The 21535-nt window shown below is 62.4% G+C and carries 23 protein-coding genes; 15 read left to right on the forward strand and 8 right to left on the reverse strand.

Going from position 1 to position 21535, the window contains the following annotated elements; translation table 11 throughout:
• Nucleotides 1-7: 7 nt before the first annotated feature.
• Complete coding sequence (locus BS629_RS22975; protein WP_018246227.1) at nt 8-313, reverse strand: hypothetical protein; 306 nt, start codon at nt 311-313, stop codon at nt 8-10.
• Nucleotides 314-500: 187 nt separating this feature from the next.
• Here BS629_RS22975 and BS629_RS22980 point away from each other — a divergent pair, with 187 nt between their 5' ends.
• Genes BS629_RS22980 through BS629_RS22990 form a run of 3 tightly spaced genes read left to right on the forward strand, consistent with a single transcriptional unit; the run spans nt 501 to nt 2525 of the window.
• Complete coding sequence (locus tag BS629_RS22980) at nt 501-1040, forward strand: sigma-70 family RNA polymerase sigma factor (protein WP_018246226.1); 540 nt, start codon at nt 501-503, stop codon at nt 1038-1040.
• Nucleotides 1027-1794, forward strand: a complete 768-nt coding sequence (locus tag BS629_RS22985) for an anti-sigma factor family protein (RefSeq protein WP_018246225.1) — start codon at nt 1027-1029, stop codon at nt 1792-1794. The genes BS629_RS22980 and BS629_RS22985 overlap by 14 nt, the downstream gene beginning before the upstream one ends.
• Nucleotides 1795-1814: 20 nt before the next feature.
• Nucleotides 1815-2525 (forward strand): Bax inhibitor-1/YccA family protein, encoded by a 711-nt coding sequence (locus tag BS629_RS22990; RefSeq protein WP_018246224.1) that lies wholly within the window; start codon nt 1815-1817, stop codon nt 2523-2525.
• A 119-nt stretch (nt 2526-2644) separates the two neighbouring features.
• Here the strand turns inward: BS629_RS22990 and BS629_RS22995 are convergent, their stop codons facing one another.
• The 4 genes from BS629_RS22995 to repA form a co-directional block, all read right to left on the reverse strand.
• Nucleotides 2645-3778 (reverse strand): RHE_PE00001 family protein, encoded by a 1134-nt coding sequence (locus tag BS629_RS22995; RefSeq protein WP_018246223.1) that lies wholly within the window; start codon nt 3776-3778, stop codon nt 2645-2647.
• Between the two features lie 180 nt (nt 3779-3958).
• Nucleotides 3959-5173, reverse strand: coding sequence for a plasmid replication protein RepC (gene repC / locus BS629_RS23000; RefSeq protein WP_018246222.1), 1215 nt, complete (start codon nt 5171-5173; stop codon nt 3959-3961).
• 154 nt (nt 5174-5327) lie between these two features.
• Nucleotides 5328-6323: a plasmid partitioning protein RepB gene (repB, locus tag BS629_RS23005; protein ID WP_018246221.1), complete on the reverse strand. Its 996-nt coding sequence runs from the start codon at nt 6321-6323 to the stop codon at nt 5328-5330.
• Complete coding sequence (gene repA, locus BS629_RS23010; RefSeq protein WP_018246220.1) at nt 6320-7516, reverse strand: plasmid partitioning protein RepA; 1197 nt, start codon at nt 7514-7516, stop codon at nt 6320-6322. The genes repB and repA overlap by 4 nt, the downstream gene beginning before the upstream one ends.
• 203 nt (nt 7517-7719) lie before the next feature.
• Here repA and cobF point away from each other — a divergent pair, with 203 nt between their 5' ends.
• The 5 genes from cobF (at nt 7720) to BS629_RS23035 (ending at nt 12064) form a co-directional block, all read left to right on the forward strand.
• Nucleotides 7720-8484, forward strand: a complete 765-nt coding sequence (gene cobF, locus BS629_RS23015; protein ID WP_018246219.1) for a precorrin-6A synthase (deacetylating) — start codon at nt 7720-7722, stop codon at nt 8482-8484.
• Between the two features lie 73 nt (nt 8485-8557).
• Nucleotides 8558-9940, forward strand: a complete 1383-nt coding sequence (gene cobG, locus BS629_RS23020) for a precorrin-3B synthase (protein ID WP_018246218.1) — start codon at nt 8558-8560, stop codon at nt 9938-9940.
• 2 nt (nt 9941-9942) lie between these two features.
• Nucleotides 9943-10575 carry a precorrin-8X methylmutase gene (locus BS629_RS23025; RefSeq protein ID WP_077988514.1) on the forward strand — a complete coding sequence of 211 codons (633 nt, stop codon included), beginning with the start codon at nt 9943-9945 and terminating at the stop codon, nt 10573-10575.
• Nucleotides 10572-11303, forward strand: a complete 732-nt coding sequence (locus tag BS629_RS23030; protein WP_018517794.1) for a precorrin-2 C(20)-methyltransferase — start codon at nt 10572-10574, stop codon at nt 11301-11303. The genes BS629_RS23025 and BS629_RS23030 overlap by 4 nt, the downstream gene beginning before the upstream one ends.
• Nucleotides 11300-12064, forward strand: coding sequence for a precorrin-3B C(17)-methyltransferase (locus tag BS629_RS23035; protein WP_018246215.1), 765 nt, complete (start codon nt 11300-11302; stop codon nt 12062-12064). Before BS629_RS23030 ends, BS629_RS23035 begins: the two co-directional genes overlap by 4 nt.
• Here BS629_RS23035 and BS629_RS23040 read toward each other — a convergent pair.
• Entirely contained in the window at nt 12028-12798 is a 771-nt protein-coding gene (locus BS629_RS23040; protein WP_018246214.1) for a cobalt-precorrin-6A reductase, read from the reverse strand. The two genes, BS629_RS23035 and BS629_RS23040, sit on opposite strands and share 37 nt — an antisense overlap.
• Between BS629_RS23040 and BS629_RS23045 the strand changes: the two genes are divergently transcribed.
• Both BS629_RS23045 and cobM read left to right on the forward strand, forming a co-directional pair.
• Nucleotides 12797-14029: a bifunctional cobalt-precorrin-7 (C(5))-methyltransferase/cobalt-precorrin-6B (C(15))-methyltransferase gene (locus BS629_RS23045; RefSeq protein ID WP_018246213.1), complete on the forward strand. Its 1233-nt coding sequence runs from the start codon at nt 12797-12799 to the stop codon at nt 14027-14029. The two genes, BS629_RS23040 and BS629_RS23045, sit on opposite strands and share 2 nt — an antisense overlap.
• A 4-nt stretch (nt 14030-14033) precedes the next feature.
• Entirely contained in the window at nt 14034-14792 is a 759-nt protein-coding gene (cobM, locus tag BS629_RS23050) for a precorrin-4 C(11)-methyltransferase (RefSeq protein ID WP_018246212.1), read from the forward strand.
• Nucleotides 14793-14813: 21 nt separating this feature from the next.
• On the opposite strand, the gene BS629_RS23055 is transcribed toward cobM, so the two are convergent.
• Nucleotides 14814-15626: a TIM barrel protein gene (locus BS629_RS23055; RefSeq protein ID WP_018246211.1), complete on the reverse strand. Its 813-nt coding sequence runs from the start codon at nt 15624-15626 to the stop codon at nt 14814-14816.
• A 161-nt stretch (nt 15627-15787) separates the two neighbouring features.
• Nucleotides 15788-16816: a LacI family DNA-binding transcriptional regulator gene (locus BS629_RS23060; RefSeq protein WP_018246210.1), complete on the reverse strand. Its 1029-nt coding sequence runs from the start codon at nt 16814-16816 to the stop codon at nt 15788-15790.
• A 131-nt stretch (nt 16817-16947) separates the two neighbouring features.
• Here BS629_RS23060 and BS629_RS23065 point away from each other — a divergent pair, with 131 nt between their 5' ends.
• Genes BS629_RS23065 through BS629_RS23085 form a run of 5 tightly spaced genes read left to right on the forward strand, consistent with a single transcriptional unit; the run spans nt 16948 to nt 21493 of the window.
• Nucleotides 16948-18036, forward strand: coding sequence for a fatty acid desaturase family protein (locus BS629_RS23065; RefSeq protein ID WP_018246209.1), 1089 nt, complete (start codon nt 16948-16950; stop codon nt 18034-18036).
• Nucleotides 18037-18057: 21 nt separating this feature from the next.
• Complete coding sequence (locus BS629_RS23070; RefSeq protein WP_018246208.1) at nt 18058-18372, forward strand: MocE family 2Fe-2S type ferredoxin; 315 nt, start codon at nt 18058-18060, stop codon at nt 18370-18372.
• A gap of 11 nt (nt 18373-18383) precedes the next feature.
• Complete coding sequence (locus BS629_RS23075; RefSeq protein ID WP_018246207.1) at nt 18384-19610, forward strand: NAD(P)/FAD-dependent oxidoreductase; 1227 nt, start codon at nt 18384-18386, stop codon at nt 19608-19610.
• 39 nt (nt 19611-19649) lie between these two features.
• On the forward strand, nt 19650-20465 hold the full coding sequence (locus BS629_RS23080) for a 3-methyl-2-oxobutanoate hydroxymethyltransferase (protein ID WP_018246206.1): 816 nt from the start codon (nt 19650-19652) through the stop codon (nt 20463-20465).
• Nucleotides 20466-20494: 29 nt separating this feature from the next.
• Nucleotides 20495-21493: an NUDIX hydrolase gene (locus BS629_RS23085; RefSeq protein ID WP_018246205.1), complete on the forward strand. Its 999-nt coding sequence runs from the start codon at nt 20495-20497 to the stop codon at nt 21491-21493.
• Nucleotides 21494-21535 lie beyond the last annotated feature (42 nt).

Below are 21535 nucleotides of genomic sequence, written 5' to 3' on the forward strand. Positions count from 1 at the left end.
ACCTGCATCAGGAAAGCTGTGGCATGTTCTGGTTGGCTGCCGGCGAGGGTGCCCGCTCGTCAGGCTCCTCGTCTTCGCCGTCGTCCAGCACCCCGTCATCCAGCCTATGCTTGATCGCCAGCGCGTAGATCACGTCGAGAATATTGCGGTCTCTGAGATGAGGATCCATCAGGGCGAGAAGCGAGGCTCGGACGATCTTCTTGCTGGTGGCCTTCGGACAACGCGCCTTGACGAAATCATAGAGCGCCTCATCCGTCAGCCCTTCCATGGCGCCGTCCACGAGAGCTTCGTAGACCCGCTTCTTTTCCTTCATTCTTTATTTTCCCCCGCAAATCAGCGGCGTCATGATCTGTCATGTAATTGTCATAAACAATTGGGGATTTGAGGCGCTGGTCCGCTTGAGAAGACTATTTTCATGATGATCCGGCGACGATCTTCGGCCCGCATGATTTTTTTACCGCGCCGGGAATAAAACCCGCCGCACTTGCGTATACTCAATCATGGAACGCAAAGAACGCCCCTTCGACGTCATCGGACAGCTTGCAGCGCTGAGGCGCTACGCTCGCTCGCTGGTGCGCAATTCGGACGAGGCGGAGGATCTGGTGCATGATGCGCTGGTGCGCGCCTTCGAGAAGCGAAAGAGCTTCCGCAGCGGCGGCAACCTGCGCACCTGGCTGCTCTCCATCCTGCACAATGCCCATATCGATCGTCTTCGCCGGAACCGATCGCTGACGCGCCGCCACGATGAGGCGGCTGTCGAAGCCGAGCAGTCGCTTCCGGCCGGCCAGGAACACGCCGTGCGCCTGCAGCAGGTGCGTGACGCCTTCTTCGACCTCCCGGAGGAACAGCGCGAGGCGCTGCACCTCGTCGCGATCGAAGACCTTTCCTACCAGGAAGCCGCCCAGGCGCTCGGCATTCCCGTGGGGACGCTGATGTCGCGCATCTCCCGCGCGCGCGCTCAACTGCGCGAATTCGAGGAGAAGACGCCGCGGGTTTCGCATCTGAGAATCATCGGAGGGAACGGCAATGAAAGCAATTGATCCGATCCTCGATGCCGATCTTAACGCCTATGTCGATGGCGAGCTCGATGTCGCTCGTCGCATCCAGGTGGAATCCTATCTTTCCGAGAATCCGGCGATTGCCGCCAAGGTCATGGCCGACCTCAGCGTGAGGGGCGAACTGCGTCTGGCGCTGGCCGGCGAAAGTGCCTTTGGCCGCCCCGAGACCCGCGATGCCGCCCGGCGGCTGGAACGTGGCCTTTCCTATGGCCGCATCTTCCATTCCATGCAGCGCGTTGCCGCCGTCGGCATTCTGATCGCCGCCGGCTGGGTGGCGCACAATTCCTTCGGCGCCTTCTCGGCGACTGAGGTGGTGGCATCGGTTCCGGCACCCGCCTATGTCGAGGATGCCGTCCGCGCCTATCAGACCGCCGCTCTGCGCCAATCGATGCCTCCGCAGACGCCGGCCAGCTATAGCGCTGACGATATTCGCGCCGCCACCGCGATCGTGATGCCCGAACTGCCTAGGGATTGGAAGGTCGCCGACGTGCAGATCTTCCCGTCCGAATTCGGCCCCAGCGTCGAGATGGCGATCGAACAAGCAGATGGAAAGCGACTGTCGCTTTTTGCCGTCCGTCCGGGCGCCTTCGAGGTCAAGCCGGTCAGTCATCTCACGCTGGAAAAAGCGGAAGCCGCCTATTGGCAGATCGGCGAGGTCGCTTATGCGCTGATCGCCGACGATAGCGGTCTCAATCTCGACCAGGCGGCCGAACGGCTCGCCCGCTCGCTCTATTAATTCAAACCGAGGAGATCAGCATGAACCCGATCAATCCCCGCTACGGCGCCGTCGCCGGCTCCCAGGCCCTCTTCGACGAAGGCCTGCGCCAGCATATGCTGCGCGTCTACAACTATATGGCTCTCGGCCTCGTCATAACAGGCCTCGTCGCCTTTGTCGTCGGCTCGACGCCGGCACTCTACGTCCCGATCTTCGGCTCGCCGCTGAAGTGGGTGGTGATGCTTGCCCCGCTCGCCTTCGTCTTCTTCTTCTCGTTCAAGATCCAGACGATGTCGGCCAGCACCGCTCAGATCACCTTCTGGGCCTTCTGCGCCGTGATGGGCCTGTCGCTCGCTTCCGTCTTCCTGGTCTTCACCGGGATGAGCATCGCGCGGACCTTCTTCATCACCGCCACGATGTTCGGCGCCACCAGCCTCTACGGCTATGCGACGAAGCGCGATCTCTCGCGCATGGGCTCGTTCCTGATGATGGGCCTCTTCGGCGTCATCATCGCCTCGGTCGTCAACATCTTCCTGGGTTCAAGCGCGCTGCAGTTTGCGATCTCGGTAATCGGCATCGTCGTCTTCGTCGGTCTCACCGCTTACGACACGCAGAACATCAAGGAACAGTATTCGGAAAACTTTGATCAGGAATCGAACCAGAAGCTTGCCGTCTTCGGTGCGCTCTCGCTCTACCTGAACTTCGTCAACATCTTCCAGCTTCTGCTCAACTTCACCGGCGAGCGGGAATAGGACTGCGCTTCTGGGGGCAAAGGAAGCGCAAGAGCGCCTGGTCTGCAGTCTGTGACAGGATGGCGGACTGGGTGCTCACCTAAAGGAGACGGCCGGGCCAACGCCCGGCCGTTTTCGTTTCAGATGATACCCCAGGCGCGATAGCGGCCCCGGCCGGTAATTTCACGAATGCCGATCTCATTGACGAGATTCAGCGCACCGCGCGGCGTGATGCGCAAATGACGGGCGATCATCGCCGCCGAGACCATTGGCCGCGACAGAATGAAATCGGCAAGCTCCGGCAGGCTGCTGTTCGAACGGCGGCCGCGAAAGCGCAGCTCCATCTGCGTGCGCGCCAGCGACAGACGATCGATTTCCTTGAGGCCGGCCACAGCACCCAGATGCATCGCCTCCAGAAAGGCTTGCAGCCGCGTGGCGCGATCGCGCGCCCGACGACGCTCGTGGCGCACCAGCTTCAGCCCGCCGTAAAAAGAAAACAGATGCGAGGCGACCTTGCCGCGGGCGCGCAGATGGCTTGCGACCAGAAGCCCACCGAGCCAGTGCTGACGCCGCAACGGCTCGATCCTTTCCCAGGCTTCGAAGAGGATGATGGCGCCGAGAACTGGTGGCAAGCTATCGGCCAATGGCTGGACGCTTCGCCACTCCGTAAGCCGCTGTTCCTCGTCCCACTCGTCGTCACCGAGCAAACCGAGAGGATCTTCGTTGCGCCTTGCCGGGGTAACGGCGGCCGTCTCGCTTGCCGGCGTTTTCCCGGCATGGATATCGAGCAGCTTCTGCGAGCGGGCAAGAAGCGCATCGATCTCCGCCATCTCGGCAGCGAGCGGCCCGTCCTCATCCTCACCTTCTCCGTCGGACTCAACCGGAACTGCCAGGCTCTTCGCTTCCTGTGCTTTCCCCTCCCCTTCCCCGCCGGTCGCAGTCAGCGTCGCAAGGCCCGAGACGCCAAGTGCCCAGGAGGGGTCGCCGGTCCAGATGCGCCGACGTGCCCGCAGCACGGAATGGGCGATCGTCAGTTCGTGGGTGGGAGCGCGGCTATCCATATGCGCATCATGCAAAACGAGATCCTCGACATGCACGAGTTCGCCGGCCACCCAGAGCGCGCCGGCGGCGTCGAAGAAATGGCTGCGTTCAGCAAATCCCTCGCCGACCACCGAGCGTAACACCCGCTCGTCCAGCCGAGCCACCGCATCCTCCGCCGCGGCAATGGAGGGAAGCAGGGTCTGAAGCATTGCACCGTCGATATCGTAGCGCATTGTTAAGCTTTACGGTTTTTCACAAATGGAAGCAAAATAGGTGTTTCCTTCCGCCATGTATGACATGGTTAATGGTGTATTTCAACAAAAGTCGAGGGAAGGAAGCCGTTGAGATGGCAGATCGACCGGCCGCATATCCTTCTAACCGTCGCAGCTGGCGCGAAGCTTTTTCATAGCCGTTCATCCGGTTTTCCTCGCTGCCGGACCATTTGCCCGCATCAGCGCCATCAGCATCGGTCCGAGCGAAAATTCGCCGCGCTCCGCCCGCCGCGTCAGGTCACGCAGGTAGCCGCCGGCCGAGTTGATATGTCCGCCCCTTTCCAGAATGCAGGCGATCACCGTGGCGGCGTTTTCCGGCCCCATGACATCGCAGGCCAGCTGATAGGCGCTGGGGCTGACGCCAAGAGTGGAACGGACGATCACGGCCGCGGCCATCAGATCGCGCCAGCTGCCAATGCCGCCGCCTGCTCCGTAAGCGATGATCTCCGGGCAAGCCTGCAGCACCATGGCAAGGGGGAAGGATTTCGGCGGCTCCCGCCACGGCTGCGGTTCTTCCTCCGGCTTTGCGCCCTGCTTCGGTTCGAAGCTTGGTTCAAGTTCAGATATGAGGTGTGAGTTTGAATTATGTATGTGCCGACCGTTTTGGTTATCATTGCCGTCTGTTTTTTCTGTTTTCGACTTCGATTTCAGCGTCTTGACGATCAATTCCCGGAAAGCTTCGAGATCAGCCAGCAGACTTTCCATCTCGGCAGCCGACGGACGGCGCGGCAGGCTAGCGGAAAGCAGATTGAAATGCTTCTGCATCTCGACCCATTCGCCGGCAATTTCCTCTTCCAGCGCGATCTCGATGAGCTTGGTGATATCGCGCCGGCAAAGTGTCAGGCGCTCCCTCAGGCGCTTCCATTCGAGTCTGGCGGCCATCACCTGAGCCGCCTGCGCCTCGATCTCGCGAGCGCGCACCAGGAGCGGCGCCAGGCTGAAGCCAAAGGCCTCACCAAGCCCGCCTTCGCCGTTGCGGCGGGCAAAACGTTTCCCGTTCGGGCTATCCCGCCGGATGATCAGGCCCGCTTCCACCAGCATCGCCAGGTTCCGCCGCAACGTCGTGCCGGCCATGCCGTGCGTGCGAAGCGACAGCTGCTCGTTCGAGGGAAAGACGACGAAACCGTTGGCCTCGGCAATCTCGTTCTTCGGATAGAAGCTCAACAGCGCGTTGAGAACAGCCAAGGCACGGTCCGATACGCCGACCATGTCCTTTGCTTCGCAGAGTGCACGAAAGATCTTCCACTTGTCGACCGATGCGTCCGGATCGACCTTGCTGGCGCTTTCCTGGCTTGCCAGCATGCCAAGCGTCATCGATCGCCGCCCGAAGGGCGTCGATACATATTGAGGCTCCATGTCCCTCACCTTTTCTCAAGGCAAAAGAAAGCTACCACCCAAAAGGATGCCGAAGATGCTTGACAGTGATTCGAGGAAGTGCGATTCTCAGATTGTCCAGATATGAGAAAGGCTTCCGCGACGGCAACGTTCGGAGGCTTTTTTCTTTTGCGGCCTATTCTCCTGCTTGCAATTTGCCGGCCCGATAGGCTTCGTAAAGCTCATCGAGACGGCGTGAAATGTAAGCGCCGAAATCCGGCGCATCGCCGGTCTTCAACGCGATCGTGAAGGAATTGCCGGCGCTCTTGATTCGGCCGGCAATTTTGCCGCCGCTCTTCGGCTTCCAGTCAAATTCCGTGGTTTCGGGCTTCGCTTCTTTCTTGGCGAGCTCGGCAACCAAAAGCTCGAAACGGCGGTCGCTCTCTTCCGCCAGGAAACTTCCCGAAGCAATGAGCTTGGCAAGCCGCGCGGCCGTCATCCCGTTCCAGTCCTGGGCAAGCGCCATCCATCTGCGTCGCCCAATGCCAGGCGCGGCCCCGACCGACCTGACGATTTCGGCAGGAATAGCCTTTGCGACGGATATCAGCTTCGAAAGCTCCGTCTTATCCGTCGACAGCGCTTTCATGATGACGGGACGCTCAAAACCCTTCAGCTCGAGATTGAGGGCAAAGACCGCGCGCTCGATATAAGAAAGGTTCCGACGCGCCGAATTCTCAATGCCCTGCGCGATGACGACATCGGTATCGTCAAGCTTGCGGACGATCGCTTGCACCTTGAGCCCGAGCAGCTTGACCGCCTGCAGGCGGCGATGGCCGTAGGCGATCTGGAAGCGATCCTGATCATTGGGATGGCGGCGAACGAGGATCGGCACTTCCTGGCCGTTCTCAGCAATCGAGCGCACAAGCTCGTCCTCTATATCGAGCGGCTGGTCAGCAAGGCGGTCGCGGACGAAGGAGGAATCGATCAAATCAGGATCGAGTTCGACGATGCGTTCACCGGAGAGCAAGGCCTCCTGCATCGCCCTGCTCTCTTCCTCCATGCGGCCAAGGGTCAGTGCCATCGTCCGAACCGGCCCGGCCGATCCGCGCGAAGATGGCTCCTCGTAGTTGGCCGCGGCCAACTCCTGCGCCGTATCGTCAAAAAGACCTTTCAGGCGATCGCGTCTGCTCATGTACGGCCCCAGGCTTTGTGAACACCGGCGAGAACCTCGCTGTTGGCGGCATTGACCGATTCCAACGCCCGGTCATAGGTCGAGCGGCGCACCTGCCCTTTCTCGATCTCGTAGAGCGTCTGCTTGGTCAGACCGACATCGGCGATTGCTGTCGATTTGAGAATGGTCGCCGTCAACACGTCATCACTGAAAAGACTGCGCAGCAGCGCAACGATCTGCGACTGCGGCGCATCGAAGGGTTCGTGACGAGTGACGACATATTTGATGAAGTCATGCTGCAGGTCGCCGCCGGCCTTGCGTACGACGGAAAGCAGATCCGAAGTCATCAGCAGGAACTGCGACATGGAAGCGACATCGACCATCTGCGGATGGATGGTGATGAGCAGCGATGTTGCGGCGCAAACGGCGCCAAGCGTGAGGTAACCGAGCTGCGGCGGGCAGTCGATCACCACGATGTCGTAATCGGCCTCTACCTCGGCAATGGCAACACCAACGCGACGGAAGAACAGCTCGCCCGGCCGCTGCCGATCGTTCAGTGCCCGTGGCGTTTCGTGCTCGAACTCCATCAGCTCGAGATTGCCCGGCACCAGATCCAGTCCGTCGAAATAGGTCTTGCGGACGATCTCCTTCAGCGCCTTGCGGCCCTCATCGTAACGAATTGCGCCATAGAGCGTATCGCCCTCGGAAAGATCGAATTCGGGCTGAACGCCGAGCATTGAGGAAAGCGAAGCCTGCGGATCGAGATCGATCGCAAGCACCCGGTAACCCGCCAGCGCCAGATACTGCGCCAGATAGAGCGTCGTCGTTGTTTTGGCCGAGCCGCCCTTGAAATTGGTCACGGCAACCGTCTGCAGCTTTTCGCCAGGACGGCGCCACGGCTGATAGGTCAGCGCGTCCTTCGGCTTGAGCTTCGCCATATACTGGCGCAATTCGTTGATCTGGCCGAGTGTGTAGGAACGCCGGCCATTCTGGGCAAGATCCGGCTGCGGTCCCTTGCCATCCAGTGAAAGCTGGCGAAGATAGCCGTCGGAGACGCCGATCATCTGGGCAGCCTCGCCGGAGGAGAATGTTCGTAGCGTCTTTTGCGAGAGCGGCGGAAACAGCTTGTCACGGAGGAGCTTCAGTTGCCGCGAAAGCTGGTTCGCATGCCGCTCGATCCGTACATCTGTCGTCGATACGCTAATGTTGTCCAAAACACCCAATCCTTTTCGATGCGCTTTTCTGTCAACATAGCGTCAAAAAGCGTATCAAAAGTGACACGATTCGGGATTTGCAGCAACAATAGGGCTAAGCCGCTATCCACAGGCCCGGTTGGCCGCGGCCAACTCATCGTTCAGCCCTTGCGACGTCCAAGCTTTTTCGGCATGACCGCCAGGACTCAACGGGGAGTATCCGCTTGAAGCATATCCATATCATCGGCATCGGCACGGGCAACCCGGAGCACCTGACCATACAGGCCATCAACGCAATGAACGCAGCCGACGTGGTCTTCCTGCCGGTCAAGGGCGTCGGCAAGGAAGAGCTCGCCGAAATCCGGCGGGATATCTGCGACCGCTATATCACACGGCCGGCCGGCAGGATTTCAGAGTTCGCGGTGCCGCAAAGGCAGACGGCAGACAAGACCTATGTGCAGAGCGTCGACGCCTGGCACGGTGAGATCGCCGGCATCTATGCAGAACTGATCTCCGGTCTCCCGGATGATGGCAGCGGCGCCTTTCTCGTCTGGGGCGATCCCAGTCTCTACGACAGCACGATCCGCATCATCGAACGCGTGCGGCAGGAAAGCAGCCTGGATTTCGATTACAGCGTCATCCCCGGCATCACCAGCATCCAGGCGCTGGCGGCCAGCCACAGAATCCCCGTCAACCTCGTCGGCAAACCGATCGAGATCACCACAGGGCGCAGGCTGGCGCAGGATGGACTTCTAACCGACAGCACCGTCGTCATGCTCGACGGCGAACAGGCTTTTGCGAAGATCAACAATCCCGATGCCGAGATCTTCTGGGGCGCCTATCTCGGAACCAAGGACGAGATCGTTAGATCAGGACGACTTGGCGACATCGCCACCGACATTCTGACGCTCAGGACCGAGGCCAGGCAGCGGCACGGCTGGATCATGGACATCTATCTCCTGCGCAAGGGACGGGATTTCGACGATTAACCAGTGCGAAGCCTTTCCAGCATGCTTTGCCGGCCCGGCTGCGATGATGTAAGAAGTGGCCAGAGGATCGAGAATGAGCATTAAGGCCGCAAAGGCGAGCGACAGGACGGGCGAGGCGGATCTGCACGGTCGCCCGGCGGCGACGATGCGTAGACGCGGCGCCTGCCCCGCCCTTGCCGCGCCGATGGCGACCGGCGATGGTTTGCTGGTGCGGTTGCGGCCGGTTGGCGGCGCGCTGACGCTGTCGCAGTTCGCAAGCCTTGCCCGCTCCGCCGCAGCACATGGAAACGGCATTCTCGAAATCACCGCCCGCGGCAATCTGCAGATCCGAGGCCTTCGGGCTGAGACCGTCGGACAGCTCGCTGCCGATATCGATGCCGCCGGGATCACCGTGCCGGAAGGGCCGGCAATCGAGACATCGCCGCTGCACGGCATCGACCCGGAAGAGATAAGCGATCCGGCCGTGATGGAAATGGCCTTGCGTGCTACGCTCCACGATCTGTTTGCCTCGCCGCGACTCGCGCCGAAGCTTTCGCTTATCGTCGACGGCGGCGGATCCTTCGGATTGTCAGCACTGTCCGCCGACATTCGTGTCGTCGCGCAATTCGGCGCGGATTGGCTTGTCGCGATCAATGGCGACGGTGAAACTGCAATGCCAGTCGCGATCGGTCCTGCCGAGGCGGCGATATCAGCCGTTGGCGAAATTCTGAGCTTGTTGGCGACCCTCGGGCAGGGCAGGCGAGCAAGGGATATCGACGCGACGCTTCTGCGGGCGCGTTTTCCCGCGATGGATGGCATTCAATTCATTTCGTCTCGCGCGGCAGTCATGCCGCTTGCCGGCTCGCACAGGCTTGACGACGGCAAAATCATACTCGGCGTCAGGCCGGAATTCGGGCAGATGAGAGCGTCCGATCTGGTCGCTTTGCTTGACCTGGCAAAAGCCCGTGGCGCAACAGCGATCCGGCTTGCGCCCGGTCGCGGTTTCTTCCTCATCGGGCTTTCCGACGATGCAGTGCTGGCTATGCAGATCGCCGCAGCCAGACATGGCTTCAGCAGCCAGCCTGGCGAGAATACCGAGCATATCGCCGCCTGTGCCGGCGCCGGCGCCTGCGGCTCCGCTTTCTACGAGACGCGGACCCTTGCGCGCCGTCTCATTGCCGCAGCACCTGCCCTTTTCGACGGTTCGCTGACGCTGCATCTATCCGGCTGCGCCAAGGGCTGCGCTCATGCCCGGCCGGCGCTGACCCTGACGGGCTCAGCGGAAGGTTATGGCCTCATCCTCAATGGGCTTGCGGCGGATCAGCCGGACGAACGGATCGCTGGCGGTCGGATCGATTTCGCTATAGAGAGGCTCGCCCGGTCCATCGAAGACAACAAAGACGCTGGCGAATCGACCGCCGCCTGCCTTACACGGCTTGGCGCCATCGGCGTTTCGAAGGCGCTGCGACAGGAATAGGAATGCCAGACTACGATTATATCCGCAGCGGCGATGCGATCTACGAGCGTTCCTTTGCCATTATCCGTGCCGAGGCCGATCTTTCGCGCTTCACCGACGATCAAGCCGAAATCGCCGTGCGCATGATCCATGCCTGCGGGCTGGTCGAGGCAGCGGAACATTTCCTGTTTGCCGCCGATTTCGTCAGCGCTGCGCGCGATGCGCTGAAGGGTGGCGCGCCAATCTTCTGCGACGCGGAAATGGTGTCCCAGGGCGTCACCCGGGCGCGGCTGCCGGCGCTGAACGAGGTGATCTGCACGATGCGCGATCCCGCGACACCGGAGCTTGCGCGCGAGACCGGCAATACGCGTTCGGCCGCCGCCATGCATCTCTGGCTCGATCGGCTCGGCGGCAGCGTTGTCGCGATCGGCAATGCGCCGACCGCCCTCTTCCATCTGCTTGAACTCCTGCGCGACGGCGCCCCAAAACCCGCCGCGATCCTCGGCATGCCTGTGGGCTTCGTCGGCGCGGCGGAATCCAAGGATGCATTGGCGGAAAATTCCTACGGCGTACCCTTTGCCATCGTCCGCGGCCGGCTTGGCGGCAGCGCCATGACGGCAGCCGCCATCAATGCATTGGCGAGGCCAGGCCTATGACGACAAGCGGCCGTCTTATCGGCGTCGGCACGGGTCCCGGCGATCCGGAGCTCCTGACCCTCAAAGCCGTGCGCGCCATCGAAGGCGCGGATGTGATTGCCTATTTCGCCAAGCAGGGCAGGGGCGGCAACGGCAAGGCGATCGTCGAGCCGCTGCTGAAATCCGGCGTGACGCTGCTGCCGCTCTATTATCCGGTGACGACCGAGATCGACAAGAACGACGAACGCTATCAGAGCCTGATCACCCAATTCTACGACCTGTCTGCCAAAGCGGTCGCCGGGCATCTCGATGCCGGGCTGACCGTCGCCGTTCTCAGCGAAGGCGATCCGCTCTTCTACGGCTCCTATATGCATCTGCATATCAGGCTTTCCCAGCGCTACCCGACGGAAGTGATCCCCGGCATCAGCGCCATGTCGGGCTGCTGGTCGCTTGCCGGCATGCCGATCGTCCAGGGCGACGACGTGCTTACCGTACTGCCCGGTACGATGGCCGAGACCGAGCTGACGCGCCGCCTTGCCGATACGCAGGCCGCCGTCATCATGAAGGTCGGCCGCAATCTGCCGAAGATCCGCCGGGCGCTCGCAGCGGCCGGCCGGCTTGCGGAAGCCGTCTATGTCGAGCGCGGCACCATGGCGAATGCGGCGATGGAAAAGCTTGCCGACAGGACAGACGGCGATGCCCCGTATTTTTCGCTGGTGCTGGTGCCGGGCTGGGAGGGCAGCCGATGAGCGGCAGGCTTTTCGTGATCGGCACCGGTCCCGGCAATCCCGAGCAGATGACGCCGGAGGCTTTGACCGTCGTCGACCAGGCAACGGATTTCTTCGGCTACGGACCCTATCTCGACAGGCTGCAGCTCCGCGACGATCAGCTGCGCCATGCCTCGGACAATCGCGAGGAGCTCGACAGGGCGGGGGCAGCCCTCGCCATGGCGGCTGACGGCGCGAAAGTCTGCGTCGTCTCCGGCGGCGACCCCGGCGTCTTCGCCATGGCCGCCGCGGTCTGCGAGGCAATCGAGAACGGGCCGGCCGCCTGGCGCTCGGTCGATCTCACCATTCTGCCCGGCATCACCGCGATGCTGGCAGTGGCGGCAAGAGCCGGTGCCCCGCTTGGCCACGATTTCTGCGCCATTTCGCTATCTGACAATCTAAAGCCTTGGAATATAATAGAAACCCGCCTTGAACTGGCGGCAAAAGCGGGTTTCGTCATCGCGCTCTATAATCCGATCAGCCGAGCGCGGCCGTGGCAGCTCGGCGACGCCTTCAAGCTGTTGCGCAACCATCTGCCCCCAGCAACGCCGGTTATTTTCGGGCGCGCGGCCGGGCGCCCGGACGAGCGCATCGCCGTCCAGCCGCTGTCGCAGGCAGATGCGTCGATTGCGGATATGGCGACCTGCATCATCATCGGCTCGGCCGAGACACGCATCGTCACGCGGCCAGGCCGACTGGACCTCGTCTATACGCCGCGTTTCATGGCGGGAGGAAACAGGTGATCGATCGCCGCCAGCGCCGCCTCGACAGTTTCGACCGTTTTGACGATCGAGGCCGGAGCGCGCGCCACCATCATCACCTCGATACCGAGCAGGCGGGCTGCCTCGATCTTCGCATAGGTGGCGGCACCGCCGCTATTCTTGGCGACGATGATGTCGATATCGTGCTGTCTCAGCAGATCGCATTCACCGTCCAGCGTGAACGGACCCCGATCGAGGATGTACTCGACATTATCAAGCGCAAGCGGCGGTTCGACGGGATCGACGCTGCGAATGAGATAGTGATGCTGCGGCGCGGCTTCCGCATGATACGCGCCCTGCCGGCCCGTCGCCAAGAAGACTCGGCGGGGGAGGGGGCCAAGCGCTTCGATGGCAGCCGGAATGCTCTGCACGTCCCGCCATCGATCGCCCGGCCGGCGTTGCCATTCGGGACGGCGCAGAGCGATGGCAGCGATACCGCTGGCCTCAGCCGCGAAAGCGGCATTGGCCGAAATGCGCTCGGCGAAGGGATGCGTGGCGTCGATCAACAGGTCATATCCGCCGGCCTTCAGGAAAGCGGCGAGTGCGGTAGCGCCGCCGAAACCGCCGATACGAACCGGAACAGGCTGCATGGCCGGTTTTTCGGTGCGTCCGGCAAGCGACAACAAAACATCGCAATCATCACGCGCCGCGAGCGCCTCGGCCAGCAGCCGCGCCTCGCTGGTGCCGCCGAGGATCAAGATGCGGGGTCGTCCCATGTCTGATGTCGCTCCTCCGTCAGTCCAGCGCTGGCTGACTATTATCGGCATCGGCGAAGATGGTCCAGAAGGGCTGGGCGAGGAGGCAAAGAGGCTGATCGCGACCGCACCCGCCGTCTTCGGCGGTGCGCGGCACCACGCACTTGCTGCCTCGCTGATCACAGGCGAAAGGCTTTCCTGGCAGAGCCCGTTCGAGCGCTCGGTCGAGGCCATCCTTGAAAGGCGCGGCACGCCTGTTGTCGTGCTCGCCTCTGGCGATCCCTTTCTCTATGGCGTCGGCGCAACGCTCTCCCGCTACGTGGCGGCAGACGAGATGCGCGCCATTCCCGCACCCTCGGCCTTCAGCCTTGCTGCCTCCCGCCTTGGCTGGCCACTGCAGGACGTCGCGTCGCTCTCGCTGCATGGACGGCCGATCAACCTGATCCGGCCGCATCTGCACCCCGGACGGCGCATCATCGCGCTGACCTCGGACGAGAAGGGGCCCGGCGATCTGGCTGCCCTGCTGACTGCCACTGGCTTCGGTCAGTCGCGACTTACGGTGCTCGAGGCGCTTGGCGGTGCTCGGGAACGGCAAAGAAGTGCTGTGGCGGCGGATTTCGATCTCGTGGACATCGATCCCCTGAATGTCTGCGCCGTCGATGTTGCGGCAGGGGAGGGGGCTCGCATCCTGCCTTTTGCCGCAGGGCTCGAAGACGAGCTGTTCGAGCATGACGGACAGATCACCAAACGTGAAATCCGGGCGATGACGCTTTCCGCACTCGCGCCGCGTCACGGCGAACTGCTCTGGGATATTGGCGCAGGCTCGGGCTCAATCGGCATCGAATGGATGCTGGCCGATCCCAGCCTGAAGGCAATCGCCGTCGAACAATCGCCGGAACGGGCCGCACGGGTCGCCCGCAATGCATCCGCCTTCGGCGTGCCGCATCTTGCCGTCATCGAAGGTTTGGCGCCGGATGCGCTGAAGGGCCTGCCGGAACCGGATGTGATCTTTCTCGGCGGCGGCGGCAGCGAACCGGGCGTTATCGATGCCGCGATTGCCGCGCTGAAGCGAGGAGGGCGGCTTGTTGCCAATGCCGTGACGCTGGAGATGGAAGCGGTGCTGCTCAGTGAACATGCCAAACGCGGCGGCTTCCTCACGCGGATCGAAATATCGCGCGCCCAGCCTGTCGGCGGCATGACCGGCTGGCGGCCGGCCATGCCGGTAACGCAGTGGCGCTGGACGAAAGGATGACGAGATGACGGTGCATTTCATCGGCGCGGGACCAGGTGCTGCGGATCTGATCACGGTGCGTGGCCGTGATCTCATCGCCCGGTGCCCGGTCTGCCTTTATGCCGGCTCGATCGTCTCGCCCGAACTGCTGCAATATTGTCCGGCGGGCGCGCGCATCGTCGATACGGCGCCGATGTCGCTCGACGAGATCGAGGCAGAATATCTTCGCGCTGCCGCGGCGGGCCAGGATGTCGCCCGGCTGCATTCCGGCGATCTCTCGGTCTGGAGTGCGGTCGCCGAGCAGGTGCGCCGGCTTCAAAAACACGGCATCGACTATACGATGACGCCAGGCGTTCCGGCCTTTGCCGCCGCAGCCTCAGCCCTCGGCCGAGAGCTGACGATCCCGGCCGTGGCGCAGAGCCTGGTGCTGACCCGCGTTTCCGGCCGCGCGTCACCAATGCCGAACGACGAGACACTGGCAAAATTCGGCGCGACAGGCGCCACGCTGGCAATCCATCTGGCAATCCACGCGCTGAAGCAAGTGGTCGAAGAGTTGACGCCGCTTTACGGCGTCGACTGCCCGGTCGCGATCGTCGTCAAGGCCTCCTGGCCAGACGAGCGCATCCTGCGCGGCACGCTCGCCGATATCGAGGCAAAGGTTGCGGCCGAACCGATCGAACGCACAGCGATCATCTTCGTCGGCCCCTCGCTCGCGGCCGAGGATTTCCGCGAAAGCTCGCTCTACGATCCGGCCTATCAGCGCCGGTTCAGAGGTAGAGAGTAGCGTCAAGCGACCGCGCGGCTTTTAGACCCGCGCGCTGAGATACTCCATGCTGGCGCGCAGCGCGCCGGCCGGGTCTTTCAGCGCATGCACCTCCGCCGCAAAGGGCTCGAAGGAGAACGGGCCGGTATAGTCCGCCTGCAGCAGCGCCCTGACCTGCCCGGCATTGTCGAGCCGGTCGTCGCCGTCCACGAGCACGCGATGGGAATCGCGCATGTCGGCAACGGAAACGGAGGGATCGCTGACCCCGGAAATGTGAACGAGGCCGGCCAGCTCAGGGAAGGTCGCCGCTTCGCCGGCAAGGTGATGGTGGAAGGTGTCGTGGACAAGCCTGAAGGTCGATTCCGCGCCGAGTCCCCTGATGGCCTCGGCTGCCTCGGTCTTCGAGCGCAGCGAGCAGATCTCGAAACCGAGCGGCTCGACGAGACCGATAATGCCGGCTTCCTCCAGCATCGGCTTCAGCGCAATCAGAGACTGGCGCAGATTGGCCTGCCGTTCGCCATCCGCGCAGCCGGTCCCGTCGTTCTTCGGAACGAGGACGAGCGCCTTGGCGCCCGACGCGCCGGCATAATCGATCAGTTCCACCGCTTCAGCGGCCCGGGTCGCGTTCCACTCGTTGAAGCGCTGCAGGGCGTTGATCGAGATGATCGTCACGCCATGGCGGGCAGCAGCCTCCTTTATCGTTTCGGGTTTGGTGCCGTCGAGGATGGCATTGCCGGAAAGGTCGTTGCGGATCTCGACGGCATCGATGCCGAGCGATCGGGCCAGCGCAAAAAAATCGTCGATGGCAAGCAACGGCGCGGCCATATGGTTGAGCGCAAAACGGATCGAAGTCATGATCGGTATCTCCTCCTGATCTCCGCGTCAGGGCGGAGCGGTCCTCGTGAATGGGTCAGCGAATCTCTATCGGAATTCGCGTCGCAATCCATCCGTCATCGCCGGCGCCGGCTTTCATTGCTGAGAGAATTTCGAACGCAATGATGGAATTCCATCACGCCTCAGATGTTCTCGGAAATATGAATATCGAAAGGCAGGAAGAGCTGTCCGGGAACAGCCGTTTCGCCGTTTTCGATGGCGCCCGTCATCAGGACCATCAACTCCTTACAGAGTGCGGGCAGGGGGGTGCCGATCGCCATGGCGACGATATCGTCGGCAAGGCCGGCTTTGCTGTCGGGCGTCAGCTCGTTGACCACGAGGACGATCTTGCCGCCGACGCCTTCTTCGCGGAATGCCGAAATTGCCCCCTCCATGCCGCCGCCGCAGACATAGAGGCCGACGAGATCGGGATGTTTCTGCAGCAGCGTCAACGTCGCCTCATGCGTGATCTCGGCAGTCTCGAGATTGATCAGCGTGTCGACGACATCGAACTCAGGCGCATTCTCGCGAAAATAGGAACGAAAGCCGATCTCTCTGAGTTCATGGCCGTGAAAGCGGTGGCTGCCGACGAAACAGGCGACCTTGCCGGGCTTGTGTGCCGTGCGCGCAATCGTCCAGGCGGCAGTACGCCCGACCTTGCGGTTGTTGACACCGACATAGGCGTCGCGCACGCCCGTGGCGAGATCGGAGAGCAACGAGAACACCGGAATACCGCGCTCCTTCAACTCCTCGACCGCCGTCGTCACCGCCGGATAATCCGGGCCAACGAGAGCCACGGCCTGGTTGCGGGCGCCGAGCGTCTTGATCTTTTCGACGATCGCAGCCGGTGTCGCGGCTGACGGAAAGTCGATCTGCGTCTGGATGCGCGCACTCGTCAGCGCGCGCGCGGCGGTTTCGATCTCGCGCACGAAGCTCTGATAGAAGGGCTGCATCGGCTTCTGCAGCAGGAAGGCGAGCCTGTATTGCGGCAGATCCTCGAAGACGCGCTGCTTGATCAGGCCGACGGCGTGATAGCCGATCGACTGCGCCGCATCATAGACCCGTCGCGCCGTTTCCTCGCGCACGCGGTGGCGGGCGTTGAGAACGCGGTCGACGGTGGCGACGCTGACGCCGGAGGCGCGAGCGAGATCGGATATGGTGGGACGGCGCATCGGCGTTCCTGATGGATTCGATCATGAATGCAAGTCATTCGTGATGGTTTTTGATAGATTATATCAAGCCTGCATTGAGCGCTTTCCAAAGTCAACCTATTCTCCGAGGCAAGGGCAACGGGAGGCGGATAATGGCGACCCAGACAAAGAAGCGCGACTACGACCTTCTCGGCGAAAGCGGCCGCACCGCCGTCGAGACGGGGCTGGCGGCAGCCGAATGGTATCACACCGACATTCCCCGCAAGGAGATGAAGGCGCTGATGCAGCGCTCCGATGCGCCGGCGATCCGCGACACGGCCCTCTGGCTGGGCAGCATGGTCGTCCTTGCCGGGCTCGGCATTTATTTCTGGGGCTCGTGGATCGCGCTACCCTTCTTCCTCGCTTATGGCGTGCTCTACGGCTCGGCCTCCGATAGCCGCTGGCACGAATGCGGCCATGGCACCGCCTTCAAGACGCGCTGGATGAACGATGTCGTCTACCACATTGCCTGCTTCATGATCATGCGCAATCCGGTGACCTGGCGCTGGAGCCATGCGCGCCATCACACCGACACGGTGATCGTCGGCCGCGATCCCGAGATCGCCGTCATGCGGCCGCCCGATCTCTTCCGGCTGGTGCTTAATTTCTTCGGCATCCTCGACGCCTGGCATGCGATCGTCGACATGCTGCGCAATGCCTTCGGCGGCGTCAGCGCGGCGGAAAAAACCTTCATTCCCGAGATGGAGCAGCCAAAGGCCATCCGCATCGCCCGCATCTGGCTGGCGATCTATCTTGCAACGATCGCGGCCGCGATCGCCATGGGTTCGATCCTGCCGCTGATGCTGATCGGCCTGCCGCGCCTCTACGGCGCCTGGCACCATGTGCTGACCGGACTGCTGCAGCATGGCGGCCTTGCCGACAATGTGACCGACCATCGGCTGAACAGCCGCACGGTCTATATGAACCCCATCAGCCGCTTCATCTACTGGAACATGAACTACCACGTCGAGCATCACATGTTTCCGATGGTGCCCTACCACGCGCTGCCCCAGTTGCACGCGATGATCAAGCATGACCTGCCGGCACCGAACCCGTCGATCTTGTCCGGCTATCGCGAGATGATCCCTGCCTTCCTGCGCCAGCTGCGCAACGAGGATTATTTCCTGAAGCGCGAACTGCCGGCCACCGCGCGGCCCTATCGCGAGGAATTCCACAACGAACTGGCCCCGGCCGCGCAATAACGACAATCAAGGGAGGACAAGATGAGCGGAAATTGGATCCAGGTCTGCAACAAGGACGAGATCGACGAGGAGGATGTCATCCGCTTCGATCACGGCGGGCGCACCTTCGCGGTCTATCGCAGCCCGGACGACGAATTCTTCGCGACCGACGGGCTCTGCACACATGAACATATCCATCTCGCCGACGGGCTTGTCATGGATGAGATCATCGAATGTCCAAAGCATAACGGCCGCTTCAACTACAAGACGGGCGAAGCCAAGGGTGCGCCGGTCTGCGTCAATCTCAAGACCTATCCTGTCAAGATCGAAGACGGCGCCGTCTTCATCTCGCTCTGAGGGAGGCCGGCATGGCTCATTACGTCATCCTGGGCGCGGGCGAATGCGGTGCGCGCGCCGCCTTCGCCCTGCGGGAAAAGGGCTTTGCCGGCGAGATAACGCTAGTTGGCGCCGAGCCGCTTCCGCCCTATGAACGGCCGCCGCTTTCGAAGGCCGGCTCCACCGATGCAAGCGATCCGAAATTCATCGCCGCGGCGGAAAAATATGTCGAAAACGGCATCCGGCTGCTGACCGGCGTGGAGGCAAGGGATTTCGATCCCGCATTCAGGACCGTCACGCTTTCGGACGGGACGGTGCTTTCCTACGACAAGCTTCTGCTTGCGACGGGTGCCGCCGCGCGGTCATTCCCCGGCGCACGGGAAGGCAGCCGACATATTCGTTCGCTGCGGACGCATCACGATGCGGCAGCACTGCGCGATGCGATGAAGCCGGGACGGCATATCGCCATCATCGGTGGCGGGTTCATCGGACTGGAACTTGCGGCCACGGCGCGGCTACTTGGCGCCGAGGTCACCGTCATCGAGGGGCTGGAACGCGTGCTGAAGCGTGGCGTGCCGGAGGAGATCGCTCATCTGCTCACTGAGCGCCATCGCGCTGAAGGCGTCGATATCCGCTGCGGCGTCTCCATCGGAGCGCTGACTGAGGAAACCGGAAAAGCCCTGATCAGATTGTCGACCGGCGAGGTGATCGAAGCCGATCTCGTCCTCGTCGGCATCGGTGCACGCCCGAATGTCGAGATCGCCGAAAGGGCCGGGCTGGCAATCGACAACGGCATTGCCGTCGACACCTATCTCCAGACCTCTGCTCCTGATGTCTTCGCAGCCGGCGATTGCTGCTCCTTTCCGCTGTCGATCTATGGCGGCCGGCGGGTGCGGCTCGAATCCTGGCGCAATGCCCAGGAGCAGGGCACATTGGCCGCGGCCAACATGCTCGGCCTCGACGAGGCCGTTTCGGCGGTGCCGTGGTTCTGGTCGGATCAATACGACATGACGCTGCAGATATCAGGCCTTGCCGAAGGGGCCGCCACGCATCAGCGCCGCGAGCTCGGCGCAGGCGCCTTCATTGTCTTCCATCTCGACGCCGACGGACGATTGATCGCTGCAAGCGGCATCGGGCCGGGCAATGCGGTGGCGCGCGACATCAGGCTCGCCGAAATGCTGATCGCAGCGCGCGCCCATCCGAACCCGGCAGCACTTGCAGCCAGCGACATCAAGCTGAAATCCCTGCTGGCCGCCTGAGCTGCCCGATATTTTCACCCGATTTTTTCAAAGGAATTGATGATGAAAAAACATAGACGCGCAACCGTCGCCGATCTGCTTTCGGAAAAAGGCAAGCGCCAGCTCACCATGCTGCGCGTCACCTCGCTGGAGGAGGCGGAAGCCGCCGAAAAGGCCGGGATCGACATCGTCTCCGTACCGCCCTCGCTGCTCGGCCCGGTCTTTCGCGAGATCGCCCCCACTCCCTTTGCCATTCCGGGGCTCGAATATGGCGACCATGTCTCGGCCGAGGACTATCTGCGTGCGGCCTTTGCGGCGCTGAAGGCAGGCGGCGACGCGGTCTATTGCGCCGCAAGCCTGCAGACGATCCGGCGCATGCGGGACGAGGGTATCCCAGTCTGCGGTCATCTCGGACTGATCCCTTCGAAGGCGACCTGGACAGGCGGCTTCCGCGCCGTCGGCAAGACGGCGGCGAGTGCCGCCGAGATCTGGCGGCAGACCAAGGCGCTGGAAGAGGCCGGCGCCTTCGCCGCCGAAATCGAAGTCGTCCCAGGGGATGTGGCCGCCGCCATCAGCAGCAACACCTCGATGCTGATGATCTCCATGGGCGCCGGCAGCGGCTGCGACGCCCAATATCTCTTCGCCGACGACGTGCTCGGCGCCAATCGCGACCACTATCCCCGCCATGCCAAGGTCTATCGCAACTTCGCCGACGAACACGACCGGCTGCAGCGCGAGCGCATCGCCGCCTTCACCGAATTTGCCGAGGATGTCAGGACCGGCGCCTATCCGGAAGAGCGTCATCTCGTCGGTATCGACAATGCGGAACTGGAATTCTTCCTGCAGCGGCTGAAAAGCGAGACGGGCAATAGCTGAGGGCAAACGCGCGCTATTGCGTCGATCATGTGGGAAGCGCCGCAAAGGCGCTTCCCCTCCATTGGCTTCCGTCCCGGCCTGTGTCAGAAATTATCCGTTCGATTCATTCGGAACGGAGTATTCGGTCCCCTGTGACGATCGGCTTTGCGCATGCGGAATTGATTGCGGTGCTCGTCGCGGTGACGGGGGACGAGCCGCGCGTAATGACGATCCGTTCCGGCAATGCGCTGCCGTCGGGGCCTTTCGAAATGGGCCATCGCACCCTGCAATCGGGCCTGCGCGAATGGGTGCAGGAGCAGACGGAACACCCCGTCGGCTATCTCGAACAGCTCTATACCTTCGCCGACCGCGACCGGAACAACGACATCCCAGGCGGGCGGACGATCTCGATCAGCTATCTCGGCCTCGTCAACGAGCAGTCAGGCGCCGGCCGGCCGGGATGGCACGGCTGGTACGAATATTTCCCCTGGGAAGACCACCGGCAGGGCCGGCCAGCCGTGCTTGACGAGATCATGGCGCGCCTGAGCAGCTGGGCCGATGCCGATCCGGCAAGGCGCGACCATCGCCATCGCCGCGCGGATTTCACCTTCGGCCTCGATGGCGGCGGCTGGAACGAGGATCTGGCCCTGCAGCGCTACGAACTGCTTTACGAGGCGGGGCTCGTCTCGGAAGCCGGATGCGGCGCGGAGGCCAATCTCGGCCTGGCAATGTTTGCCGATCACCGCCGTATTCTCGCAACCGGAATCGCCCGACTGCGCGCCAAGATCAAATACCGCCCCGTCGTCTTCGAGCTGATGCCGGAGAGCTTCACGCTGCTGAGGCTTCAGCGCACCATCGAAGCCTTGGCGGGGCTGACGCTGCACAAGCAGAACTTCCGCCGCCTCATCGAACAGCAGGAACTGGTCGAGGAAACCGGCGGCACCGAAAGCGAAACCGGCGGCCGGCCGGCCAAGCTTTTCCGCTTTCGCAACACCGTGCTCGAAGAACGGGCGCTGGCAGGAACGAAATTACCGCTCTCCCGCAATTGACATATGCTCACCGTGAGAATATCTCTTTGCCTATGATATGCT

The organism is Rhizobium leguminosarum bv. viciae USDA 2370 (assembly GCF_002008365.1).
GTDB lineage: Bacteria > Pseudomonadota > Alphaproteobacteria > Rhizobiales > Rhizobiaceae > Rhizobium > Rhizobium leguminosarum.

Bases quoted from the DNA above. Each gene is read 5' to 3' on its own strand.
- BS629_RS22975 (WP_018246227.1), bottom strand. From the start codon at position 313: ATGAAGGAAAAGAAGCGGGTCTACGAAGCTCTCGTGGACGGCGCCATG.
- BS629_RS22980 (WP_018246226.1), top strand. From the start codon at position 501: ATGGAACGCAAAGAACGCCCCTTCGACGTCATCGGACAGCTTGCAGCG.
- BS629_RS22985 (WP_018246225.1), top strand. From the start codon at position 1,027: ATGAAAGCAATTGATCCGATCCTCGATGCCGATCTTAACGCCTATGTC.
- BS629_RS22990 (WP_018246224.1), top strand. From the start codon at position 1,815: ATGAACCCGATCAATCCCCGCTACGGCGCCGTCGCCGGCTCCCAGGCC.
- BS629_RS22995 (WP_018246223.1), bottom strand. From the start codon at position 3,778: ATGCGCTACGATATCGACGGTGCAATGCTTCAGACCCTGCTTCCCTCC.
- repC (WP_018246222.1), bottom strand. From the start codon at position 5,173: ATGGAGCCTCAATATGTATCGACGCCCTTCGGGCGGCGATCGATGACG.
- repB (WP_018246221.1), bottom strand. From the start codon at position 6,323: ATGAGCAGACGCGATCGCCTGAAAGGTCTTTTTGACGATACGGCGCAG.
- cobG (WP_018246218.1), top strand. From the start codon at position 8,558: ATGAGCATTAAGGCCGCAAAGGCGAGCGACAGGACGGGCGAGGCGGAT.
- BS629_RS23025 (WP_077988514.1), top strand. From the start codon at position 9,943: ATGCCAGACTACGATTATATCCGCAGCGGCGATGCGATCTACGAGCGT.
- BS629_RS23030 (WP_018517794.1), top strand. From the start codon at position 10,572: ATGACGACAAGCGGCCGTCTTATCGGCGTCGGCACGGGTCCCGGCGAT.
- BS629_RS23035 (WP_018246215.1), top strand. From the start codon at position 11,300: ATGAGCGGCAGGCTTTTCGTGATCGGCACCGGTCCCGGCAATCCCGAG.
- BS629_RS23045 (WP_018246213.1), top strand. From the start codon at position 12,797: ATGTCTGATGTCGCTCCTCCGTCAGTCCAGCGCTGGCTGACTATTATC.
- BS629_RS23040 (WP_018246214.1), bottom strand. From the start codon at position 12,798: ATGGGACGACCCCGCATCTTGATCCTCGGCGGCACCAGCGAGGCGCGG.
- cobM (WP_018246212.1), top strand. From the start codon at position 14,034: ATGACGGTGCATTTCATCGGCGCGGGACCAGGTGCTGCGGATCTGATC.
- BS629_RS23055 (WP_018246211.1), bottom strand. From the start codon at position 15,626: ATGACTTCGATCCGTTTTGCGCTCAACCATATGGCCGCGCCGTTGCTT.
- BS629_RS23060 (WP_018246210.1), bottom strand. From the start codon at position 16,816: ATGCGCCGTCCCACCATATCCGATCTCGCTCGCGCCTCCGGCGTCAGC.
- BS629_RS23065 (WP_018246209.1), top strand. From the start codon at position 16,948: ATGGCGACCCAGACAAAGAAGCGCGACTACGACCTTCTCGGCGAAAGC.
- BS629_RS23070 (WP_018246208.1), top strand. From the start codon at position 18,058: ATGAGCGGAAATTGGATCCAGGTCTGCAACAAGGACGAGATCGACGAG.
- BS629_RS23075 (WP_018246207.1), top strand. From the start codon at position 18,384: ATGGCTCATTACGTCATCCTGGGCGCGGGCGAATGCGGTGCGCGCGCC.
- BS629_RS23080 (WP_018246206.1), top strand. From the start codon at position 19,650: ATGATGAAAAAACATAGACGCGCAACCGTCGCCGATCTGCTTTCGGAA.